The sequence below is a fragment of the Mycobacterium ahvazicum genome, assembly GCF_900176255.2.
GTDB lineage: Bacteria > Actinomycetota > Actinomycetes > Mycobacteriales > Mycobacteriaceae > Mycobacterium > Mycobacterium ahvazicum.
This window is the reverse complement of sequence record NZ_FXEG02000002.1, coordinates 1393319-1413979: the sequence shown is the minus strand read 5'-3', so window position 1 is coordinate 1413979 and position 20661 is coordinate 1393319. Positions and strand designations below refer to the sequence as shown.

Genomic DNA, 20661 nt, shown 5'->3' with positions numbered 1-20661 from the left:
GGACGCATGGCAGATCGCCCGGAAGGTCCCGACAGCGACACACAATGGCGTACTGCGGGCGATCGGATCCAGACACTGCTGGATTCCTGCGCGGCGGGTGGTGCGGCAGCGCATGAGCGCGCACAGCAGTTGGTCCGCGAGGTGGTCGGCTTGTACGGCGCCGGCCTCGAACGGATCGTGCTGTATCTTTTAGCCGGAGACCCGGCCCTAGCCGAGCGGCTGGCCACCGACGACCTGGTGGCCAGCCTGCTCCTTGTGCACGGCTTGCACCCACACGACGTGCATCGCCGGGTCTGCGACGCGCTGGACCGGGTGCGGCCGTACTTGGGCTCACACGGCGGCGACGTCGACCTGCTGGGGATCGCCGGCGGCACCGTACGGCTGGCGTTCACCGGCAGCTGTAAGAGCTGCCCGTCGTCGGCGGTGACGCTGGAGCTCGCCGTCCAGGACGCCGTTCGCGCTGCGGCGCCCGAGATTTCGGCAATCGAGGTGGTCACCGCCCAACCCGCGGCCGAGCCGTCCGTGATTCCCGCGGAATCGCTGCTGGCGCAGGTGCGTTCGAACGGTTCCCCGCCGCGTGCGCACGGGTCCCGCTGGCACCCGGTACCCGAACTGGCCGAGTTGGCGCCCGGCGAGGTGGCCGGATTCCGGATTTCGGGCGCCACGATCGTGGTGTGCCGGGTGGGCGACCTGCCGTTGGCCTACGTCGACCATTGCCCGGTGTGCGACGACACGTTGGCGGGAGCCCACCTGCGCGACACGCTGCTGGGCTGCCCGCGCTGCCGCACCCAGTTCGACGTCGTACACGCGGGCGCCGGCCCCGACGGAGCGCACCTGGAACCGTTGCCCCTGCTGCTGCGTGACGGGGTGCCATCGGTGGCACTGGCCGAACCGTTGGGAGCCGGCGCATGACAACCCCGTACGACGTGCTGGCCCGTATCCAGAGCGGCCGCGCAAATCCCGAGCCGGCCGGCGAGCGCTGCGAAATGTGCTCGGAGAGCATCGCCGACGAGCATCAGCACGTAGTGAATGTGGCCGGGCGGCAACTGATGTGTGTGTGTCGCGCCTGCTATCTGCTGTTCACCGACGCGCAAGCCGAGTTGAGCTACCGCGCGGTGCCGGACAGGTATTTGGCGTTCCCGAATTTCGCGCTGGACCGGCGCGCCTGGGACGCACTGCAGATTCCGGTCGGCGTGGCGTTCTTCTTCACCAACTCCGCGCTGCTGCGCACGGTGGCGTTCTATCCCGGCCCCGCCGGGGCGTGCGAGTCCGAGCTAGACCTCGACGCCTGGAACGCCATCCGCGCGGCCGATCCGCGGGTGGGCCTGCTCACCGCGGACGTGGAGGCGCTGCTGGTCCGGGTCAGCAACGAATACGCGCAGCCGCAAAGCTATCTCGTCCCGATCGACGCCTGTTACGAATTCGTCGGCCGCCTGCGCATGCTGTGGCGCGGTTTCGACGGCGGTCAGGAGGCGCGGCGGTTCATCGACGAGTTCTTCGCCGCGATCGCGGCCCGCGCTTTAGAAACGCCACTGGAGACGCCGCGATGAGCGCCGAGGTGGCTTACCACGTTCTAGACGTCGCGCCCGAACCGTACGCGGTCAGCCCGGTGCTGACGGCCCGCGTCGGCGTCGTGGCCGACGGGGACCCGGTGCACGCCATCGCGCTGCGCGCTCAGGTCCGCATCGAGCCGCCGCGCCGGTCGTACTCCGACGACGAGGCCGCCGGGCTGATCGACTTGTTCGGCCCGCGCGAGCGCTGGGCGAGCACCCAGCACGGGTTCCTCTGGCAGCACTGCACCGCGATGGTGCCCGGATTCACCGGACACACCACCGTGCAGCTTGCGCTGGACTGCACCTACGACTTCGAGGTCGCGGCGTCCAAGTATCTGCACGCGCTGCGCGACGGCGCGGTGCCGCTGCAATTCCTGTTCAGCGGAACCATATTCGTCAAATCCGACCGCGGCTTCTCGGTCCAGCAAGTGCCATGGGACCGCGAGCACCGCTACGACATGCCGGTGCAGGCCTGGCGGGCACTGATCGCGCAGCACTATCCCAACACCGGCTGGGTCCGGCTGAATCACGAGACCATCGCCGCGCTGGCCAACTACAAGTCGGTACAGGGCATGCTCGACCTCGATCAGGCGGTCACCTCGCTACTGGATCGCGAACGGACCACGGCATGACAACGTCGAGCTGGGACCGCGCCCGCGCCGTCGCCGACGCGGTGCTCTACGAGGGTTATCTGCTCTATCCGTACCGCGGCACGTCGAGCAAGAACCAATCTCGTTGGCAGTTCGGGGTTCTGGGACCGCCCGGGGCGGCCGCGGAAAGCCTGGGCGAAGACGACGGGTTGGCGGCGCAGTTCCTGGTCGAGGGAGCCGAGGCGCTCACGCTGGTGGTGCGGTTTCTGCAGTTGCAGCACCGCCGGGCCGAACGCGCCGCCTCCGACGATCGATTCGAACCGGTTGCCGAGCTCGCCACGCCGGCCGGCTCGTGGCTGACCTGGGACGAAGCCGTCGAGTGCGAGAGGTCCTTCGGCCCTCTCGCACTCGACGACCAGGTGTGGAAAGTGCCGATTGTGGTGAGTGCGGCGACCGACATCGAGCGTGTCGAAGGCGGCCGCCTGGTTCGCGAACGCAAGCAGATCCGCGGCGAACTGACCGTCAGCAGCCAACCCGACGGCGCGATGCGCCGAGTCTCGGTGCGGCTGAACAATATCGGCGATGCCGCGGTGGACAAGGACGACGCGATCGCGCGGTCCATGATCGGCAGCCACCTGATCGTCGAGGTCGTCGGTGGCCGCTTCGTCTCGTTGCTCGAGCCACCACGGGCGGCGACCGAGGCAGCGTCGCGGTGCAGCCAGCACCGCTGCTTCCCCGTGCTGGCCGGTCCGCCCGGCAGCCACGACGTCCTGCTGATCTCGCCGATCATCCTCTACGACCACCCCGAGGTCGCCGAGCAGAGCAATACCGCGCTGTATGACTGCACCGAGATCGACGAGATCTTGACTCTGCGCGTGATGACGATGACCGACGACGAGAAGGCGCAGGCCCGGGCCACGGATCCGCGGGCCGCACGGATCATCGAGGCGTGCGACACGATGTCGCCCGACGCGATGACGCGCCTGCACGGCGTGCTGCGCGATCCACACCGGCTCGACACCCCCGCGGGCCTGGTCCCAGAGATTCCCGACGGCATCCACTGGTGGGATCCGCTGGCCGACAACGCCGTTCGCCCCGAGATCGACGCGGTGCTGGTGAACGGTATCCGGGTCGCGCGGGGCAACCGGGTTCGGTTGCGACCGCGACGCAACGCCGACGCCCAGGACATCTTCGTCGCCGGCAAGACCGCCCGTGTCACGTCGGTGCACGAGGACGTCGAGGGCAACAAGCATGTCGGCGTCGTGGTCGAGGACGACCCGGCCGCCGAACTGCACGACTGGTACGGCCGCTACCTGTACTTCTCCCCCGACGAAGTCGAGCCTCTGCAAACAGAAACCAACACCCGGGAAAGGAGTTCGACATGGAAGTCGTAGGTTGGGTATTCATCGCTGTCATCGCGCTGGTGGTCGGGATCGCGGTAGTACTGGGGGTGGTGTCGCTGCCCGACGCCCGCCGCTACCTGAAGTTGAGGCGGATGTAGCCGCGTCGGAGACGGCCATGACCGCGCGCATCCTGGTGGCCGGGATCGGCAACATCTTCCTGGGCGACGACGGATTCGGTTCCGAAGTAGTCCGCAACGCCGCGCTGCCACACCACAATCACAGTGTCCGCGTGACCGACTACGGCATCGCGGGCATGCACCTCGCGTATGACCTGCTCGAGGACTGGGACACGCTGGTCCTCGTCGATGCGGTACCCAGCCGCGGCCACCCGGGAACCCTGCACGTGTTCCAGGCTGACCATGACTCCACTTGCACCACAGTCGGTTTCGATGGCCACAGCATGGACCCGGCCGCGGTGTTCGCCAGCCTGCGCGCGCTCGGCGGCAATCCGCCGTACACGGTGGTGGTCGGGTGTGAGGCCGGCTGCGTCGAAGAGGGCATCGGTCTCACCGAACCGGTCGCCAAAGCCGTTCCGCGGGCCGTTCATGCGATCGAGGAGATCGTCGCCGCGCTGCAGACCCCGACGGCCTGCGCGGTGCGCGAGGAGTGCTGAGATGTGTTTGGGGATTCCCGGTCAGGTGATCAGGATGCTGGACGGTTACGAGGGCCAGCTGGCGCTGGTCGAGGTCACCGGCGAGCAGCGCAAGGTCAACGTCGGCATGCTGCCCGAAGAGACATTCGAGCGCGGCGACTGGGTGATCATCCACATGGGCTTCGTGGTCGAGAAGACCGATCGCGCCGGCGCCGAGCAGGCGATGGCCGGTCTGGAACTGATGGGCCGCGGCGGCCCGGAGGGCGGTTGAGATGACCGGCTTCTCCTTGTCGGGGCCCCCGCTGCTTCGGTCCGACGTCTCCCACCCGCAGGTGCGGCGGCGCTTCACTGTGACCGGTGTCGTTCAAGGGGTCGGCTTCCGGCCGTTCGTGCACCGGATCGCCGGCGAGCTCGGCCTGGCCGGCTTCGTCGGAAACGACTCCGGCGCGGTATTTCTCGAGGTGCAGGGCGAGCCGGCACGCGTGGCGGAGTTCGGTCACCGGCTACGTGACCAGGCCCCGCCGCTGGCCCGCATCGCCGCCGTCGGCGTGGCGGACCTGACCGCGGATACCAGTTGCGGGCACGAGTTCCGGATCGTGGCGAGTCGGACGATCACCGGTGCCACCACCCCGATTCCGCCCGACATCGCGGTGTGCGACGACTGTGTCGCCGAACTGTTCGACCCCCACGATCGGCGCTACCGCCACCCGTTCGTCACGTGCACCAACTGTGGACCGCGGTTCACCATCATCCGCGAATTACCGTACGACCGCCCAGCCACCACGATGGCCGCGTTTCCGATGTGCGCGCGATGTGCGGCCGAATACCACGATCCCGCGAATCGCCGGTTCCACGCCCAGCCGATCGCCTGCCCCGAATGCGGTCCCTCGCTGTGGTTGTGCGCGCAGGACGGGCGGGTCACGGGGTCGGATGCGGCGCTGGCGGCCGCCCAACGGGCGCTGACGGCGGGCGCGGTGGTCGCCATCAAGGGCATCGGCGGCTACCACCTGGCCTGTGCCGTCGACGACGAAACGGCCGTCGGGGCATTGCGGGCACGAAAAGCCCGCGGCGCCAAGCCGTTCGCCATGCTGGTCCGCGACGTGGATGTCGCGCGCCGCTACGCCGAGATCGACGACGACGAGGCCGCAGTGCTGTCGAGTCCCGCGCGCCCGATCGTGTTGTTGCGGCGCCGCCCGGACGCGCCGGTCGCTGCGGCCGTTGCCCCCGGCAGCCCGCTGCTGGGGCTGATGCTGCCGTACTCCCCCGTCCACCATCTGCTGCTGACTTCCGCACCCGATGCGCTGGTGTTCACCAGCGCCAACCGGACCGAGGAACCCATCTGCTTCACCGACGACGATGTCGTGTCCCGGCTCCCGGGACTCTGCGACGCGATCCTCGACCACGACCGGCCCATCCACGTGCCGTGTGACGACTCGGTGGTGCGCGTGGTCGACGGTAGGGAGCTCCCGATCCGACGGTCGCGCGGTTTTGCCCCACTGCCGATCGATCTGGGCCGCCACGGCCCGGCGGTGCTCGCGGTGGGCGGCGAGCTGAAGAACACGTTCTGCCTCGCCGACGGTTCGCACGCCTACCTGTCCGGCCACATCGGCGACATGGCCAGCTGGGAGACGCTGCGGGCGTTCGAGCGTGCGGTGCATCAACTCAGCGAACTCCATTGTGAACCAGCCCGATTGGCTGCCGACTTACACCCGGGGTATCACACCCGCAGCTGGGCCGAGCGTCGCGCCGGTGATCGACCTCTGGATCTCGTCCAGCACCATCACGCGCATGTGGTCTCGCTGCTGGCCGAACACGGCCGCCTCGGTGAACCCGTGGTCGGCGTCGCCTTCGACGGCACCGGGTACGGTTGTGACGACACGATCTGGGGCGGGGAGATCCTTGTCCTCGGTCGCGACAGCCACCGCTTCGTGCGGGCCGGCCATCTGTTGCCGGTGCCGCTGCCGGGCGGCGACGCCGCCGTTCGCAACCCGTGGCGCATCGCGCTGTCCCAGTTGTGGATGGCCGGCATCGACTGGACCCCGCAACTGGCGCCGGTCGCCGCGGCTTCGGCGGAGGAATTGCGGCTCACCCGTTCGCAATTGGAGAGCAGCACCGGATGTGTGCGGTGTTCCAGCATGGGCCGATTGTTCGACGCGATCGCCTCGCTGTTGGGGGTGCGGCACCGTATCGACTACGAAGGCCAGGCCGCCATCGAGCTGGAGGCGCTGGCCGAGCGCGCCGCGGGCCCCGGTCCCGCGCTGCCGCTGACCGTGCGGGCCGACGGGGTGATCGACCCGGCCACCTGCGTGCAGACCATGGTGTCGGCACTCTACGCGGGCACATCGGCGGCGCTGCTGGCGGCCGCGTTTCACCGGGCCATCGCGGTCGCGGTCGCCAAGGTGGTCGCGCAGGTGGCCGGCCCGATCCGGCTGGTGGGCCTGACCGGCGGTGTTTTCCAGAATGTGCTGCTCTTGCGCGCTTGTCGTGAGCTGCTGCAGCACAATGGTTTTGAGGTGCTGACCCATCACACCGTTCCGCCCAACGACGGCGGGCTGGCGTTGGGCCAGGCCGCGATCTCGATGCTCACCGCACTCGAGGAGATGTCATGACGACGTTCACGGCGATCGACCGCGGGCTCGGCGCCGAACTGGCCTCGGATCTGGCCACTGACCTGGCCGCCGCGGCCTTCACGCTGGCCAAGCGGTTCGCCGCCGGTGCCACCATGTGGTCCATCGCCCCGTCCTGGGAGCCGCATGCGCTGCACATCGCGGTCGAGTTCGTCCATCCGGTGATCGTGGGGAAACGAGCATTGCCCGCTGTCGCACTCACCGGGCCCGATCTGGTTGATTTGGTGCGGGTTTCGGTGCGCCCCGGCGACATCGTGATCGCGGTCTCCGGTGCGCGGGACGCGGACGTCTGCTCGGTGATGCGACGCGGCCCCGCATGGGGTGCCACCACGCTGTGGATCGGCAGCGGCGAACGACCGCAGGCGGGGATGGCCGATCACGTGCTGTGGCTGGACGATCCGGATCCGCGGGTGCCCGCGACCGGTGGCTTCGTGTTGTTCTATCACCTGCTGTGGGAGCTCACGCACGTCTGCTTCGAGCACGCCGGACTGCTCAAACCCGAATGCGCCGAAGACGTCTGCGTGACGTGCGGCGACGAGGGCCGCCTGGGCGAGGTGAGGGCCGCCGCCGCCGACGAGACGGCCACCGTGCGCACCGCACGCGGCGTCGAGAACGTCGTGACCACGCTCGTGGGTCCCGTTGCCACCGGCGATCTGGTGCTCGTGCATGCCGGCACCGCGATCAGCCGAATCGAGGACACGCGATGAGCCGCGACGAACCCACCAACTTTCTCTATCCGTTCATCGACGCGCAGGAGGACGACCCCACCTCGCTGCTCGCCGACCTGGCCGCGTCGGCGCGGGCGAAAGCGGCCGAAAGCCTGGCCTTGCGGCGCGCCACGCTGGACGCCAACGCCGAGCTGCTGCAGGTGGCCGCCACCGAGACGGCACGCCGGTTCGCCGCGGGCGGGCGGATGTTCACCTTCGGAAACGGCGGCCGCTGCACCGATTCCACGACCCTTGCCACCTTGTTCGCCCGGCCGCCGATCGGCACGTCGCTGCCGGCCTGGTCGTTGACCGCCGACCAGGCCATCGTGACGGCGCTGGGCAACGATGTCGGGTTCGAGCTGGTATTCGCCCGTCAGCTGATCGCCCGCGCCAACGCCGGTGACATCGCCGTCGCGATGTCGACCAGCGGCAACTCGCCGAATCTGCTCACCGCGCTGGCCGAGGCGCACCAACGCGGCCTGTACACCATCGGTTTCGCCGGTTACGACGGCGGTGCCTTCGTGAACAATCCAAATGTGAACGCCTGCTTCGTCGTTCGATCACAAAGTGTGCACCGGATCCAGGAATCTCAAGCGCTGCTGGGCTATCAACTGTGGCTAGCTGTTCACGAACGGTCCGGCGACCAAGGTGTGGGGGCCGCATGAACAAGTATCTTTCGTCGGGACCGCGCTTCGCCGAGGGTGAGGTGATCGAGCGGGTCGAGTCGTTCCGCCGGCGCCGCCCCCGGTTACTCGACGACCACGTGACGCTGGCGCATGGCGCCGGCGGCAAAGCGTCGGCGGCACTGCTCGACGCGGTGTTCATGGAGGCGTTTCGCAACCCGGCGCTGGAGTCACTCGGCGACGGCGCGGTGCTCACGTTGCCCGGCGGCGAGCGACTGGCGATGTCCACCGACTCGTTTGTGGTGCAGCCCAGGCGTTTTCCGGGCGGCTCCGTCGGTGAGCTCGCCGTCAATGGCACCTGCAATGACCTGGCGATGACCGGTGCCGTGCCGGCCTGGATATCGGCGGCGTTCGTGCTCGAAGAGGGCTTTGCGATCGCCGAGTTGAAAGAGATCGCCGCCGATATGGCCGCGGCCGCCGCCAAGGCCGGTGTGCAGATCGTCACCGGCGACACCAAGGTGGTGCCCAGAGGCGCGGCCGACGGGCTGTTCATCACCACCGCGGGGGCCGGCGTCATCCCGGCCGGGCGCACCCTGTCGGCGGATTCGGTGCGCGTCGGCGACAAACTGCTGCTGTCCGGGTCGATGGGCGACCACGGCATGGCCGTCATGCTGGCCCGCGGCGACCTGGCCATCGAGGCCGACATCGCCTCCGACACCGCCTGCGTCAGCCCGCTGGTCGAATTGCTGATGGCCGCGGCACCCGCCACTCGCTGGCTGCGCGACGCCACCCGCGGCGGCGTCGGCACGGTATGCAACGAACTGGCCCAGGCCTGCGGTCTCGGGGTGGTGCTCGACGAGCAGCGACTCCCGTTGCAGGCACACGTCAATGGCGCGTGCGAGTTGCTCGGCATCGATCCGCTCTATGTCGCCAACGAGGGCAAGTTCGTCGCCGTCGTCGCGCCGCAGGAGGCCGAAGCCGGCCTGGCCGCGTTGCGGTCGCACCCGCTCGGCACGCAGGCGGCGCAGGTCGGGGAAATCGTCACCGAACCCGCGGACGCCGTGGTACTGCGCACCGGATTCGGCGGGACCCGCATCGTCGACATGCTCGTCGGGGATCCGTTACCAAGAATCTGCTGACGAAAAGGAGCTCGCTGACATGTGCCTCGGAATTCCGGGCCGGATCGTTGAAATCACCGACCCCGCAAACTATTTAGCGAAGGTCGACGTCAGCGGCGTGCAGCGCAACATCAGCGTGCGCCTGCTGGAGGACGACATGCCCGAGCCCGACGAGTGGGTGCTGGTCCACGTCGGGTTCGCGATGGCCAAGATCGACGAAACCGAGGCGCTGCTCACCTTGGCCGCGATCAAAAAGCTCGGCGAGGCCTACACCACCGAAATGGAAGCCTTCGACTCGTCGGCCATCGTCTGAAAGGGGGACGGCAATGAAATTCGTTGACGAATTCCGCGATCCGGCCGCGGCCCGCAAGCTGCTGGGCGCGATCGAGCACCTGGCCGGCAGCGGTGCTGAGCAGTTCAAGTTCATGGAGGTGTGCGGCGGGCACACCCACACCATCTATCGGCACGGCATCGAGCATCTGTTGCCCGACAACGTCGAATTGGTGCACGGCCCGGGCTGTCCGGTCTGCGTGATCCCGATGGGCCGCATCGACGACGCGATGTGGCTGGCCGGTCAGCCCGATGTGATCTTCACCTGCTTCGGCGACATGATGCGGGTGCCCGGTTCGAACGGAAGCCTGTTGGACGCCAAGGCCCGGGGCGCCGACGTGCGTTTCGTCTATTCACCGCTGGACGCGTGCAAGGTCGCGATGGACAACCCGGACCGCCACGTCGTGTTCTTCGCGATCGGCTTTGAAACCACCGCGCCGTCCACCGCGGTCACACTGGTGCGGGCACGCGAGCTGGGGCTGCCGAACTTCTCCGTGTTCTGCAACCACGTCACGATCGTGCCGCCGATCAAGGCGATCCTGGAATCGCCGGATCTGCGGCTGTCGGGATTCATCGGTCCCGGTCACGTGTCGACGGTGGTCGGCAACCGGCCGTATCGATTCGTCCCCGATGTGTATCGAAAGCCGTTGGTGGTGGCTGGATTCGAGCCCCTGGACATCCTGGCCGCGGTCGCGATGCTGCTGCGTCAGATCCGCGAGGGCCGCTGCGAGGTGGAGAACCAGTACAAGCGGGTGGTGCCCGAGCACGGCAACCCGGCCGCGCTGGCGCTGCTGGGCGCGGTGTTCGCGCTACGCCCGCATTTCGAATGGCGAGGGCTGGGCTTCATTTCGCAAAGCGCACTGCGGCTGCACGACGACTTCGCGGAGTTCGACGCCGAGCTGCGGTTCGCGATGCCCGGTGTGCGGGTCGCCGACCCGAAGGCTTGTCAATGCGGCGAGGTGCTCAAGGGTGTGCTGAAGCCTTGGGAGTGCAAGGTTTTCGGCACGGCGTGCACGCCGGAGACGCCGATCGGAACGTGCATGGTGTCGCCCGAGGGGGCCTGCGCGGCCTATTACAACTTCGGCCGCATGCACCGTGACGCCGTCAAATTGGTGGCGCGGTCTTGAATCAGAGGGGCGTCGAGATGTTCGCCCGCTACGCGTATGCACCCAACGCACTGGGCTACTGCGGGCCACCGCTGGGCGCCACGCTGCGTGCCGGCTCGGTAGCCGATGTGCGCGCCGCGGCGTCGAAGTTCTCCGGGGCCTGGCCGTATCTGCGGGTGCTGGCCGCGCTGGCGGGTATCGCCGATCCGCTGGATCACCGCCTGGTCGAATCGTATTGGCTCGGCGGCGGAATCGGCGCCGGCATCGATGCGCGGGACTTCTACGACGCGTTGCTGGCGATCATCGGCCCGCAGGCCGGGCGCTACTGGTCACACCTGACACCGGAGCTGTCGCGCGAAGCGGCCGGCAACCACTGCTTCCATGTGTTCGGCGTGTACCCGTGGACACGATTTCTCGGCCGCGGCATGGACGAACATCCGCTAGGTGTGTTGGACAACTGCCGAATCACCTGGGGCACAGTCGTTTCCCGAACCGGTGACGACGTCGAGGTGAGCTGCCGGCGGCTGATCTACGATGGGCGGGCGCTCACACTGGGCGAGCCGTCGCTGCGATTGCTCGACATCTGGGCCGACGGGTACAGCGCGGTGCCCGACGTGGCCGTCGGTGACGAGGTCGCGGTGCACTGGGGCCGGCTGTGTGGCCGGCTGGACCCGCAGCAGCAGCGCGCGCTGGCGCAGAGCACGGACCGGCAACTGCGGGTGACCAGTCAACGGCTGGCCCACGTTTAGCCGTGCCAGACTGGGGCCATGTCTGCTCCCACGCCCGGCTCCCTGTGCGATGTGCTGCCGGCGGCGGCCGCACTGCTCGGCGTGCCGGATGCCGTCGACCGGTTGGCGGTCACCGAATCGGTTGCCGGGCAGGTTGATCGAATCGCCGTCGTGCTGGTGGACGGACTGGGCTGGCACCTGCTACCGGAGTTGGCGGGCAGCGCGCCGCTGCTGGCCTCGGTGCTGGCCGGCGGGGCGGGGCGGATGACCCAACTCACGTGCACCTTCCCGTCGACCACGCCGAGCAGCCTGGTGTCGCTGGGCACCGGCGCGCAGCCCGGCGAACACGGCATCCTCGGCTTCACCCTCAACGTCCCGGGCACCGAGCGGGTGCTGACCCACATCTACTGGCGCTCGGATTCACCCTGGGCCCCGCCGCCGGCGCAGTGGCAGCCGTTGCCCACCTGGTTCGAGCGGCTGCACCGATGCGGGGTCGCCGCGCGGGCGGTGCTGCCGGCGTTGTTCGTGGGCAGCGGACTGACGGATTCGGCGTATCGCGGCGCCGACTTTCGGCCCAGCAACCCCGGCGACGACTACGCCCAGCTGGTCATCGACGAGCTGCGCGCGGCACCCGGCCTGGTCTACGGCTACACCGCCGAACTGGACACCGCCGCGCACGTGTTCGGCATCGGATCGCCGCAGTGGCATGACGCGGCCGCAGGGGTCGACGCGCTGCTGACACGCCTGGTCGATGCCCTGCCGGCCAACGCCGCGCTGCTGGTGACCGCCGATCACGGCGGCCTCAACGTGCCGCCGCAGGCCCGCGTCGACATGGACACCGACGCCCGGCTGAGTGCGGGCATCCGGGTGGTCGCGGGTGAACCGCGGGTGCGCTACCTGCACACCGAGCCGGGCGCCGCGGTCGATGTGCAGGCCACCTGGAGCGCGCTGCTGGACGGCCGGGCCCAGGTTTACAGTCGCGACCAGGCGGTGGCCACCGGGATGTTCGGGCCGGTCGATCCGGGGCATCTGGCGCGCATCGGCGACGTCGTTGTGATCTGCCCCGGCGACACCGCGGTGCTGGCCACCAAGCGCGAGCCTGCCGAGGCGGCCCGCCTCATCGGGTTTCACGGCGGGGCCACCGCGGTCGAAATGGCGATACCGCTCATCGTTTTCGCCCTATGAGCGAAATGCACAACAGACTCCGATCCACCTCACAGCTGGCGACCGCCGACGACCAGCTTCGTCCTGTACAGTCGGGCCACTGTGAACGTCCGGTGCGCAAGTCACACTCGGCGGCGGCAGGCGGCCATCGCCGTTATCGCGGCGCTGAGTCTGTTTGCCAGCCTCATCGCCGGTTCTGCGTTGCGGTCCCAATTTTCGGCGGCCACCCTGCCCGAGCCCGCGGCGTGGTCGCACTCGACACCGAATTCCGGTCATCCGCAATCCGATAGCGCATTCTTCGCGGCGATCCACCTGCAACAGGCCAGTTCATGGGATGCGTCCCCGGTGAACAAGAAACCGTTCCACAGCATGTGGATGACGCACGACCGCCCGGACGTCTGGACGCGCATATCGGCGCACTCGTTACTGTCCGTGCTGCCGGTTTCTTTTCCCGGCACCGGTTTTCGCATCGGCGGCGTGTCCGCCGGCACCCCCGCACCCGAATGCGACAAGCAGGAGATATTGGCGCTGCTCTGCGTTGCTCGCCGCTGAGCGGACAGCACCAGGCTGTGGCCCGCCTCACTTTCGACCGTGAGATGCGTTGTGAGGCCTATTACAACTTCCGCAGGAGCGAAACGCGAGCGTCCGTGGCGGCGTTCTTGTTCGCATCTATGTCTTGAAGGGAACGTCCATGTTTGCAATGGATTTCGCAACTCTACCGCCCGAAATCAACTCGGGGCTGCTGCATTCGGGCCCCGGCTCACGATCGATGACGGATGCCGCCACGGCATGGAGCGTGCTCGCTGATCGCCTATATAACGCTGCGGCACAATATAATTCGTCGACCGCGGAGCCCGTGATGACCACCCACGCCCAATGGCTGAACGACGTTGCGGCACAAGCCGAGCAGACGGCCGCCCGGGCTACCTCGGCCGCGAATGCCTACGAGTTGGCGCTGGCGGCGACGGTGGCCCCTGCGGCAGTCCAGGCCAACCGCATGCTGTGGACGTGGCTGGCCGAGACGAACTGTCTGGGCCAGGCGAGTGCGGCCATCGCGGACGCCGAGAGCGACTACGACCAGATGTGGGCCCAGGACGTCGACGCGATGCACACCTACGCGCAGGCCTGCGCCGACGCCGCGGCGGTGACGCCGTTCGCGTCGCCGCCACTGGCCGGTGTGGATCCCGACCAGGACAGCCGCACGCCGCACGCGCCGGTCGTCATCTCGGCTGGCCGCCAGGTGATCTCGGCGATACCCGACGCTCTCGATGCACTGGCTACGTCGTCCGGAAAGCCCTCGACGGTTTTCGACACGTTCCTCTCGCCGGTGACCGCGTCGCTGTCGAACCTTGGCTCACTGTGTGCGCCGTCGGACTTCGCGATCAACCACCTGAATTCGCGGAACAAGAACGCGGCACTGCAAAGAGCGGCGACGTTGTTGTCCGGGTTACCGATCCGCGCTCGGGCGGCGGACTTCGGGCGCGCGGCATCGGTCGGGATGCTGACCGTGCCGCAAGGCTGGCTGGCCCAGACGCCACCCCCGCAACGCGAGTGGGGTTACGAACCAATGCATTTGGTCAACAACGGTGAACCGCCGCAATGGCCACAGACCCGTTAGGCGACCCTCGTGCCGGACGCGTAGGAGCTCGCGGCGTCGACGATCGCCGTAAACAGCCGCAGATCCTCGAGGAACTGCTCGGGATGCCACTGCACGGAGACCACGAAGTTGTCCCCGGGTACCTCCAGCCCCTCGACGACGCCGTCAGCGTCCCAGGCACTGACGATCAGGCCGTCACCGACCTTGTCGACGGCCTGGTGGTGGTAGCACCAGGCGTAGGCGGACTCGCCGAGTAGCTCGGCGAGCCTGGTCCCGGCAACCGTGGTGACCGGCAACTTGGTGAAGCGCCCATAGCCCGCGTGATGCCCGCGGTGGCCGAGCACGTCGGGCAGATGCTGATGCAGGGTTCCACCGAATGCGACATTGAGCATCTGCGTGCCGCGGCAGATGCCCAGCACCGGAAGGCCGCGGTCCAGTGCGGCCCGCAACAGCGCGAACTCAAACTGGTCGCGGACCGTGCGGGGCGCGTCGGTCTTCGGATGCGGTTGCTGGCCATAGGCGGCCGGGTCGACGTCGTATCCCCCGGTGACGATCAGCCCGTCGAGGTGGTCGAGCACGCTCTCGGCGACCCCGGGATCCGCCGGCTGGGGCGGCAGCAGCACCGCGATGCCGCCCGCCTTGATGACGCCCTCGAAGTAGTTGGCGCCCAGATATCCCGCCGGGATGTCCCAGCCGTCGGACTGCACTTGCTCGAGATAGCTGGTCAGGCCGATGACCGGCCGACGCATTCCAGAGGCGTTCACGCCGCGGCGTCCTTTCCTTGACTACGCGACCACGCTGTCGCCAAACGTATGCCGGCCGGACAGTCCTACCAGGTGCTGGTACGCAAGACGATCTCGGCCGCCAATTGGGCGGTCGACTCCTGGGCGTTGCGCCGTCCGAGCATGTCCACGCTGCGGTAGTCGGCGTACACGAACCGCTGGCTGTTGCGGGCGACCGTCCGTCCGCCCGGCGTACTGACCAGCACCGTGGTGCCGATCTCGACCGGAGGACAGTGCTCGTCGCGGACCACGCCGTTGACGTCGGCCACGCACGGATGCCCGCGATCCACGACGACCAGCCCGACGAACCGGCCCAACTTGGTCGCCGCGAGCTCCCAGGCGATGTCGCCGCCGGCGCGGTCTCCCACCACGACGGCCCAGCCGATACCCAGGCCGTCGAGGATGCCGATCACCGACTTCGGGGTCAACCGCGGGTCGAGGCCGATGACGATGGTGCGCAGCGACGCGGTGTGGAGGCGCTCACAGACCGCGTCATATGCGGCTAACTCTCGCTGTTCATCGCAGAGGATGACGACGACGACACCCTTCTCCGGACCGGACACGCCCACCGGGACGGGAAACCCGTCGAGCGTGGTCATCATCGAGGGCACTTACGCACGCTACAGCCAATATTGGCACCGCGCGAGGTTTCTCCCGGCGCCAGCGCGAGCCGCGGGCGCTACGGCCGCAGCCGGCTCACGAGCTGTGGCCGCGGCGGCGGGCCGTCGAGCAGGCCGAGGACAGCGTCCATGTCGAGGTGCGACGCCAGCAATTCGGCGGCCGCGTCCAGTTGGGCGTCGCGTCGCGCCGCGACGTCGGTGTCGTCGGCGACGACGAACCTTGTCCGTCCGGCGGCCGCGGCCACCTCGGTCAGCCAGTCGCGGCGAAAGTCGTCGTTGTCCAGTAGGCCGTGCCAATGCGTGCCGAAGACCGCGCCGTGGGCCAGGCCGTGCAGATCGTCGCCCGCCTGGAACCACGGCTCGTTGCGGTAACGGGCCAGCCGGCCATGGTGGATTTCGTAGCCGGCGAGCGGCCGCTCCCAGCGCCGCAGCACCTTGGCTTGCGCGAACACGATGTCGGCGTCCAGCAGCCCGAGCCCCGCCACTTCCCCGCTACCGGATTCCACCGTGTCCTGGATGCGCCGGCACAGCATCTGGAATCCCCCGCAAATCCCCAACAACGGCTTGCCGGCCCCGGCGTGCTCGGTGATCGCGGCGGCCAGGCCCTGGTCGCGTAGCCAGTGCAGATCGGCGACGGTCGCCTTGCTCCCGGGAAGCACCACCAGGTCGGCGTCGGCGAGGTCGGCCGGGTCGCTGGTCCAGCGCACCAGCACACCGGGCTCGCAGGCCAGCGCCTCGATGTCGGTCGAGTTGGAGATCCGCGGCAGCCGGACGGCGGCGACCTGGAGCCACTCGTCACCGCGCGGCGGCGCCGGCCTGCCGATGACGCGATGTGCGAGCACCGACAGCGAGTCCTCGGCATCCAGCCAGAGGTCGTCGGCGTAGGGCAACACCCCGTAGGTCGGGCGGCCGGTCAGGTCGAGGAGTTGCCGCAGTCCGGGCTCCAGCAGCGCGGGGTCGCCGCGAAACTTGTTGACGATGAAGCCCGCGATCAGTGCCTGGTCGTCGGGGTCGAGCACGGCGAGGGTGCCGAACAGATGCGCCAGCACACCGCCGCGGTCGATGTCGCCGACCACGACGACGGGCAGGTTCGCGGCCCGGGCCAGACCCATGTTCGCCAAATCCGTTGCACGCAAGTTTATTTCGGATGGTGATCCGGCCCCTTCACAGATCACCACGTCGAATTCATCACGCAGCGAAGCCAGCTCGTCGGCGACGACTTCCGCGAGCCGGTCGCGATGCTCGAAATAGCTTGCCGCAGTCACTGATTCGGCAACACGCCCCCGGATCACCAGCTGCGACGTCCGGTCGCTGCCCGGCTTGAGCAGGATCGGGTTGAACCGCACGCTGGGCTGCAGTCCCGCCGCCCGGGCCTGAATGGCCTGGGCCCGGCCGATTTCGCCGCCCTCGACGGTGACCGCGGAATTGTTGGACATGTTCTGCGCCTTGAACGGCGCGACCCTGACCCCGGTGCGGGCCAGCAGCCGGCACAGGCCCGCGACGACCACCGATTTGCCGGCATCGGAGCTGGTACCCGCGACCAGCAGCGCGCCGTTCAAGCGCTCACGGCTTGCTATACCTGGGTCAGGATTTCGGCACCGGTGTCGGTGACCAGCAGGGTGTGCTCGAACTGTGCGGTCCACTTTCGATCCTTGGTGACCACGGTCCAGCCGTCGTCCCAGATCTCGTAGTCCAGCGAGCCGAGATTGATCATCGGTTCGATCGTGAACGTCATTCCCGGTTGGATCTCGGTGGTGACCGACGGCTGGTCGTAGTGCAGCACGACCAGCCCGTTGTGAAACGTGGTGCCGATGCCGTGACCGGTGAAGTCGCGAACCACGTTGTACCCGAACCGGTTTGCGTATGCCTCGATGACGCGTCCGACGACGGACAGCGCGCGTCCGGGTTTGACGGCGTTGATCGCCCGCATCGTCGCCTCACGTGTCCGCTCGACCAGCAACCGGTGTTCCTCGGACACGTCGCCGGCCAGAAACGTCGCGTTGGTGTCGCCGTGCACGCCGTCGATGTAGGCGGTGACGTCGATGTTGACGATGTCGCCGTCTTCGACCACCGTCGAGTCGGGGATGCCGTGGCAGATCACCTCGTTGAGCGAGGTGCAGCAGGACTTGGGGTAGCCCTTATAGCCCAGGGTCGACGGATAGGCGCCGTTGTCCACCATGTACTCGTGCGCGATGCGGTCCAGCTCGTCGGTCGTCACGCCGGGCGCGACCGCCTTGCCCGCCTCCTCCAGCGCACCGGCCGCAATCCGGCCCGCGACGCGCATCTTCTCGATCACCTCAGGCGTCTGCACCCACGGCTCGGTGCCCTCCTTGGCGGTGGGCTGCCACGCGTACTCCGGCCGCGGGATGCGGTTGGGCACCGGCAGCGTCGGGGACAACACTCCGGGCGAAAGCGCGGTGCGAACAGACATGCTCGCTAGCTTAATCGCAGGCAGCGGGCTTGGGTGTGCCTGCAGAGCCGCCGGCGCCGGCATCAGGGCTTGCGGCGGTGCAGCAGCGAGCGGCGGGGGCCGTGAATGGTCACCGAGCCGCACACCACCCGGCCGGTCAGCACTACATGCGGCCTGCCCTCGCCGGGCGCATCCTTGCGACGGTCGCGAGCACTGCCGACGTACACCTCGACGTCGTCGATCGAGGCGCTGGCGCCCTCCGGCAGCCAGATGTCGACCGAGCCGAACCGCACGTCGAGCTCGACGACCACCACCGGGCCGGCGAACCGGGCCTTGGTGAGCTCGAGTTTGACCGAACCGAGGCGCCGCACCAACGCCAACCGGGTGGGCACCGTCCATTCGCCGTGCCGGCGCAGCGAGCCGGCCCAGCCCCGCAGCTCGATCCGATCCGCCGCCGAGGTGACGATCGCGCCCGGCCCGGGCAGGTCGCCGACCAGGCCGTCCAGCTCGCCCTGGGTGCGCGCGTAGGACACCCGCGACGAGCGCTGCTCGAATTCGTCGATATCGATCAGGCCGAGCGCAACCGCATTGTGCAGTCGCCGCATCGTGCCGTTGCGGTCCGCATCGGAGACGCGCAGCGTCACCATGTCCCCGCCGCTATCCGTCATGCCCGCAATGTACGCCGTTACGGGTTCGGGGGCCGCCATGCTTCAGGTCAGATAGCCCGGCGGGAGCGACTCGAACATGAATTTGGTCATCCGGACCGCCCATTCCGAGCTGCCGCCCCCGACGATCAGCGCCGCGAAGGCCAGATCGCCGCGGTAGCCGGCGAACCACGAGTGTGACCCGCCCGGGAACTCGGCCTCACCGGTCTTCCCGTAGATCTCGCCACAGCCGTTGATCTCCTTGGCGGTCCCATTGGTCACCACCAGCCGCATCATCGGGCGCAGCGCGTCGATCATCTTCGGGCTGATCGGGGTGCTGTCACCCTCGACCGTCGTCGGCCGGCCCGCGATCAATTGCGGCACAGGGGTTTTCCCGGCCGCGACGGTGGCCGCCACCAGCGCCATGCCGAACGGGCTGGCCAGCACCCGGCCCTGGCCGAAGCCGTCCTCGGTGCGCTCGGCCAGGTCGACCGTCGGCGGCACCGACCCGGTCACGGTGGTGATGCCGTCGACCGTGTAGTCGAGCCCGATCCCGTATTGGGAGGCCGTCTGCGTCAGGCCCCGCGGCGGCATCTTGCTGCTCAACTCGGCGAACGTGGTGTTGCACGAACTGGCGAACGCGCGCGACATCGAGACCACGCCGAGGTCGAAGCCGCCGTAATTGGGAATGGTGCGGTGGCCGATGTCGAGATGACCCGGGCAGCCGACCATCGAGTTGGGCGTGGCCATGTCGCGGTCGACGGCGGCGCCGGCGGTGACCATCTTGAACGTCGACCCGGGCGGGAACAGGCCGTTGGTGGCGGGCAGGCCGTCGGCATCGGCCGCGCCGTTCTGGGCGATCGCGAGGATCTCCCCCGTCGACGGCTTGATCGCGACGATCATCGCCTTGCCGCCCTTGTTGTCCACCGCCCGCTGGGCGGCGTTCTGCACGACCCGATCCAGGGTGATCGACACCGACGGGGCCGGCGCTCCTTCGACCTCTTGCAGCACCGCGACGTCGACGTTGTTCTGGTTGACGCTGACCACCCGCCAGCCCGCCTGGCCGTCGAGTTGGTCGATCACGGCCTTCTTGACCTCGGCGATGACGGCGGGCGCGAAATGCGGGTCCGTGGCCAGCATGTCGGCCTGCGGAGTGACCACGATCCCGGGCAGGTGGCCGATCAGCGGAAAGACCTTGTCGTTGTCGGCGGGAAGCAGCGTGACGCCCAGGTCCACCTGGTTAGGTGTCGAGCTGGCCCGCTCGGCGAGCAGCTGCGGGTCGGTCAGCGTGTCGTTGAACGGCCGCAGCACGTCGACGATCGAGTGGGTGGTGAAGCTCAGCGACTGCGGCGGGCCGGCCTTGGTGGCGTCCAGCGTGTAGTGATAGCGGTAGCCCGGCGCCAGCACGTCGCTGCCGCCGAGTTCGTTCACCGAGGCGCGCCGCGGCTGATCGGCGCGCAACGCGAATGTCTGGTGCTCCCCCAGCTTGGGGTGCAGCCCGTTGGGCGCCCAGCGGACCTCCCAGCGGCCCTCGTAGCGGGCCATCTTCAGCTGGCCGTCGTAGCTCCACACCCGGTTCTTCGGCAGGTGCCAGCTGAACCGATAGTCGACCGTGCCGGTGTCCTCGGCGTACTTCGAGCTGAGGATCTGCGCGTCCAAATGGGTGGCCTGCAGCCCGGCCCAGGCCGCGTTGAGCGCCTCGCGGGCCTCGTTGGGGTTGTCGCTGAGTTGAGCGGCCGTCGCGGTGTCGCCAATGGCCAAGGCGCGGAAGAACTTCTCCGCGGCAGGGCCCGGGCCGTCGGGCCGCGGCGTGCATCCCGACAGCGCGGCAGCCGCGACGAGCAGCAGGGCCGCCGCCGCCGAAACAATTGATACTGATGAGGTTTTTGTGGCCATCGTTACTGATGTTAAGAACATAGGCGGGTGCACCGGCGCCGACACACCGAGACCTCACCGTTATGTGGGGGGTTCACGCGGCGGGCCTCGGTCAGGTCGAGGAAAGGCCGCCGGCGGGGCGTGCTCCCGCGATTTCCGGGTATCTCGACTTCAAAGCATCGATGTTCAGGA

Annotated in this window: 23 protein-coding genes; 17 read left to right on the top strand and 6 right to left on the bottom strand. The window is 68.4% G+C overall.

What is annotated here, in order from left to right:
• The first annotated feature begins 6 nt into the window (after positions 1 to 6).
• From MAAFP003_RS08895 to MAAFP003_RS08820, 17 genes are all read left to right on the top strand, one after another.
• Positions 7 to 912, top strand: a complete 906-nt coding sequence (locus MAAFP003_RS08895; RefSeq protein WP_096286186.1) for a NifU family protein — start codon at positions 7 to 9, stop codon at positions 910 to 912.
• A complete protein-coding gene (locus MAAFP003_RS08890; protein ID WP_096286184.1) occupies positions 909 to 1550 on the top strand; it encodes a DUF5947 family protein in 642 nt (213 codons plus the stop codon). Before MAAFP003_RS08895 ends, MAAFP003_RS08890 begins: the two co-directional genes overlap by 4 nt.
• Entirely contained in the window at positions 1547 to 2185 is a 639-nt protein-coding gene (locus tag MAAFP003_RS08885) for a DUF6084 family protein (RefSeq protein WP_096286182.1), read from the top strand. Before MAAFP003_RS08890 ends, MAAFP003_RS08885 begins: the two co-directional genes overlap by 4 nt.
• Positions 2182 to 3537, top strand: coding sequence for a hypothetical protein (locus MAAFP003_RS08880; protein ID WP_096286180.1), 1356 nt, complete (start codon positions 2182 to 2184; stop codon positions 3535 to 3537). The genes MAAFP003_RS08885 and MAAFP003_RS08880 overlap by 4 nt, the downstream gene beginning before the upstream one ends.
• Complete coding sequence (locus MAAFP003_RS30100; RefSeq protein ID WP_096286178.1) at positions 3525 to 3644, top strand: DUF6893 family small protein; 120 nt, start codon at positions 3525 to 3527, stop codon at positions 3642 to 3644. Before MAAFP003_RS08880 ends, MAAFP003_RS30100 begins: the two co-directional genes overlap by 13 nt.
• A gap of 17 nt (positions 3645 to 3661) precedes the next feature.
• Positions 3662 to 4159, top strand: coding sequence for a hydrogenase maturation protease (locus MAAFP003_RS08875; protein WP_096286176.1), 498 nt, complete (start codon positions 3662 to 3664; stop codon positions 4157 to 4159).
• Between the two features lies 1 nt (position 4160).
• On the top strand, positions 4161 to 4409 hold the full coding sequence (locus tag MAAFP003_RS08870; RefSeq protein WP_096286174.1) for a HypC/HybG/HupF family hydrogenase formation chaperone: 249 nt from the start codon (positions 4161 to 4163) through the stop codon (positions 4407 to 4409).
• Position 4410: 1 nt separating this feature from the next.
• Positions 4411 to 6747: a carbamoyltransferase HypF gene (gene hypF / locus MAAFP003_RS08865; protein WP_207768490.1), complete on the top strand. Its 2337-nt coding sequence runs from the start codon at positions 4411 to 4413 to the stop codon at positions 6745 to 6747.
• Entirely contained in the window at positions 6744 to 7472 is a 729-nt protein-coding gene (locus MAAFP003_RS08860) for a HypC/HybG/HupF family hydrogenase formation chaperone (protein ID WP_096286172.1), read from the top strand. Before hypF ends, MAAFP003_RS08860 begins: the two co-directional genes overlap by 4 nt.
• Positions 7469 to 8137 (top strand): D-sedoheptulose-7-phosphate isomerase, encoded by a 669-nt coding sequence (locus MAAFP003_RS08855; protein ID WP_096286170.1) that lies wholly within the window; start codon positions 7469 to 7471, stop codon positions 8135 to 8137. Before MAAFP003_RS08860 ends, MAAFP003_RS08855 begins: the two co-directional genes overlap by 4 nt.
• Complete coding sequence (gene hypE, locus MAAFP003_RS08850; RefSeq protein WP_096286168.1) at positions 8134 to 9234, top strand: hydrogenase expression/formation protein HypE; 1101 nt, start codon at positions 8134 to 8136, stop codon at positions 9232 to 9234. Before MAAFP003_RS08855 ends, hypE begins: the two co-directional genes overlap by 4 nt.
• 19 nt (positions 9235 to 9253) lie before the next feature.
• A complete protein-coding gene (locus MAAFP003_RS08845; protein WP_096286166.1) occupies positions 9254 to 9526 on the top strand; it encodes a HypC/HybG/HupF family hydrogenase formation chaperone in 273 nt (90 codons plus the stop codon).
• A gap of 13 nt (positions 9527 to 9539) precedes the next feature.
• Positions 9540 to 10670 (top strand): hydrogenase formation protein HypD, encoded by a 1131-nt coding sequence (hypD, locus tag MAAFP003_RS08840; RefSeq protein ID WP_096286164.1) that lies wholly within the window; start codon positions 9540 to 9542, stop codon positions 10668 to 10670.
• A complete protein-coding gene (locus tag MAAFP003_RS08835; RefSeq protein ID WP_279304389.1) occupies positions 10667 to 11398 on the top strand; it encodes a DUF6390 family protein in 732 nt (243 codons plus the stop codon). The genes hypD and MAAFP003_RS08835 overlap by 4 nt, the downstream gene beginning before the upstream one ends.
• A gap of 18 nt (positions 11399 to 11416) precedes the next feature.
• Positions 11417 to 12562 carry an alkaline phosphatase family protein gene (locus MAAFP003_RS08830; RefSeq protein ID WP_096286160.1) on the top strand — a complete coding sequence of 382 codons (1146 nt, stop codon included), beginning with the start codon at positions 11417 to 11419 and terminating at the stop codon, positions 12560 to 12562.
• Positions 12563 to 12742: 180 nt separating this feature from the next.
• A complete protein-coding gene (locus MAAFP003_RS29380; protein ID WP_133160834.1) occupies positions 12743 to 13093 on the top strand; it encodes a hypothetical protein in 351 nt (116 codons plus the stop codon).
• 139 nt (positions 13094 to 13232) lie between these two features.
• Positions 13233 to 14159, top strand: a complete 927-nt coding sequence (locus MAAFP003_RS08820) for a PPE domain-containing protein (RefSeq protein WP_096286156.1) — start codon at positions 13233 to 13235, stop codon at positions 14157 to 14159.
• Here the strand turns inward: MAAFP003_RS08820 and MAAFP003_RS08815 are convergent.
• The 6 genes from MAAFP003_RS08815 to MAAFP003_RS08790 all read right to left on the bottom strand — a co-directional run bounded on the left by MAAFP003_RS08815 (position 14156) and on the right by MAAFP003_RS08790 (position 20490).
• Complete coding sequence (locus MAAFP003_RS08815; protein WP_096286154.1) at positions 14156 to 14887, bottom strand: gamma-glutamyl-gamma-aminobutyrate hydrolase family protein; 732 nt, start codon at positions 14885 to 14887, stop codon at positions 14156 to 14158. The two genes, MAAFP003_RS08820 and MAAFP003_RS08815, sit on opposite strands and share 4 nt — an antisense overlap.
• An 80-nt stretch (positions 14888 to 14967) precedes the next feature.
• On the bottom strand, positions 14968 to 15522 hold the full coding sequence (locus tag MAAFP003_RS08810) for an alpha/beta hydrolase (RefSeq protein ID WP_096286152.1): 555 nt from the start codon (positions 15520 to 15522) through the stop codon (positions 14968 to 14970).
• A 77-nt stretch (positions 15523 to 15599) separates the two neighbouring features.
• The gene (locus tag MAAFP003_RS08805; protein ID WP_096286150.1) at positions 15600 to 17099 is read right to left on the bottom strand and encodes a cobyric acid synthase; all 1500 of its coding nucleotides are present in this window, start codon (positions 17097 to 17099) and stop codon (positions 15600 to 15602) included.
• A gap of 14 nt (positions 17100 to 17113) precedes the next feature.
• A complete protein-coding gene (gene map / locus MAAFP003_RS08800; RefSeq protein WP_096286148.1) occupies positions 17114 to 17971 on the bottom strand; it encodes a type I methionyl aminopeptidase in 858 nt (285 codons plus the stop codon).
• Between the two features lie 62 nt (positions 17972 to 18033).
• On the bottom strand, positions 18034 to 18618 hold the full coding sequence (locus MAAFP003_RS08795; protein ID WP_096290989.1) for a DUF1707 SHOCT-like domain-containing protein: 585 nt from the start codon (positions 18616 to 18618) through the stop codon (positions 18034 to 18036).
• Positions 18619 to 18660: 42 nt separating this feature from the next.
• Positions 18661 to 20490: a penicillin-binding transpeptidase domain-containing protein gene (locus MAAFP003_RS08790; protein ID WP_096286146.1), complete on the bottom strand. Its 1830-nt coding sequence runs from the start codon at positions 20488 to 20490 to the stop codon at positions 18661 to 18663.
• Between the last annotated feature and the right edge of the window lie 171 nt (positions 20491 to 20661).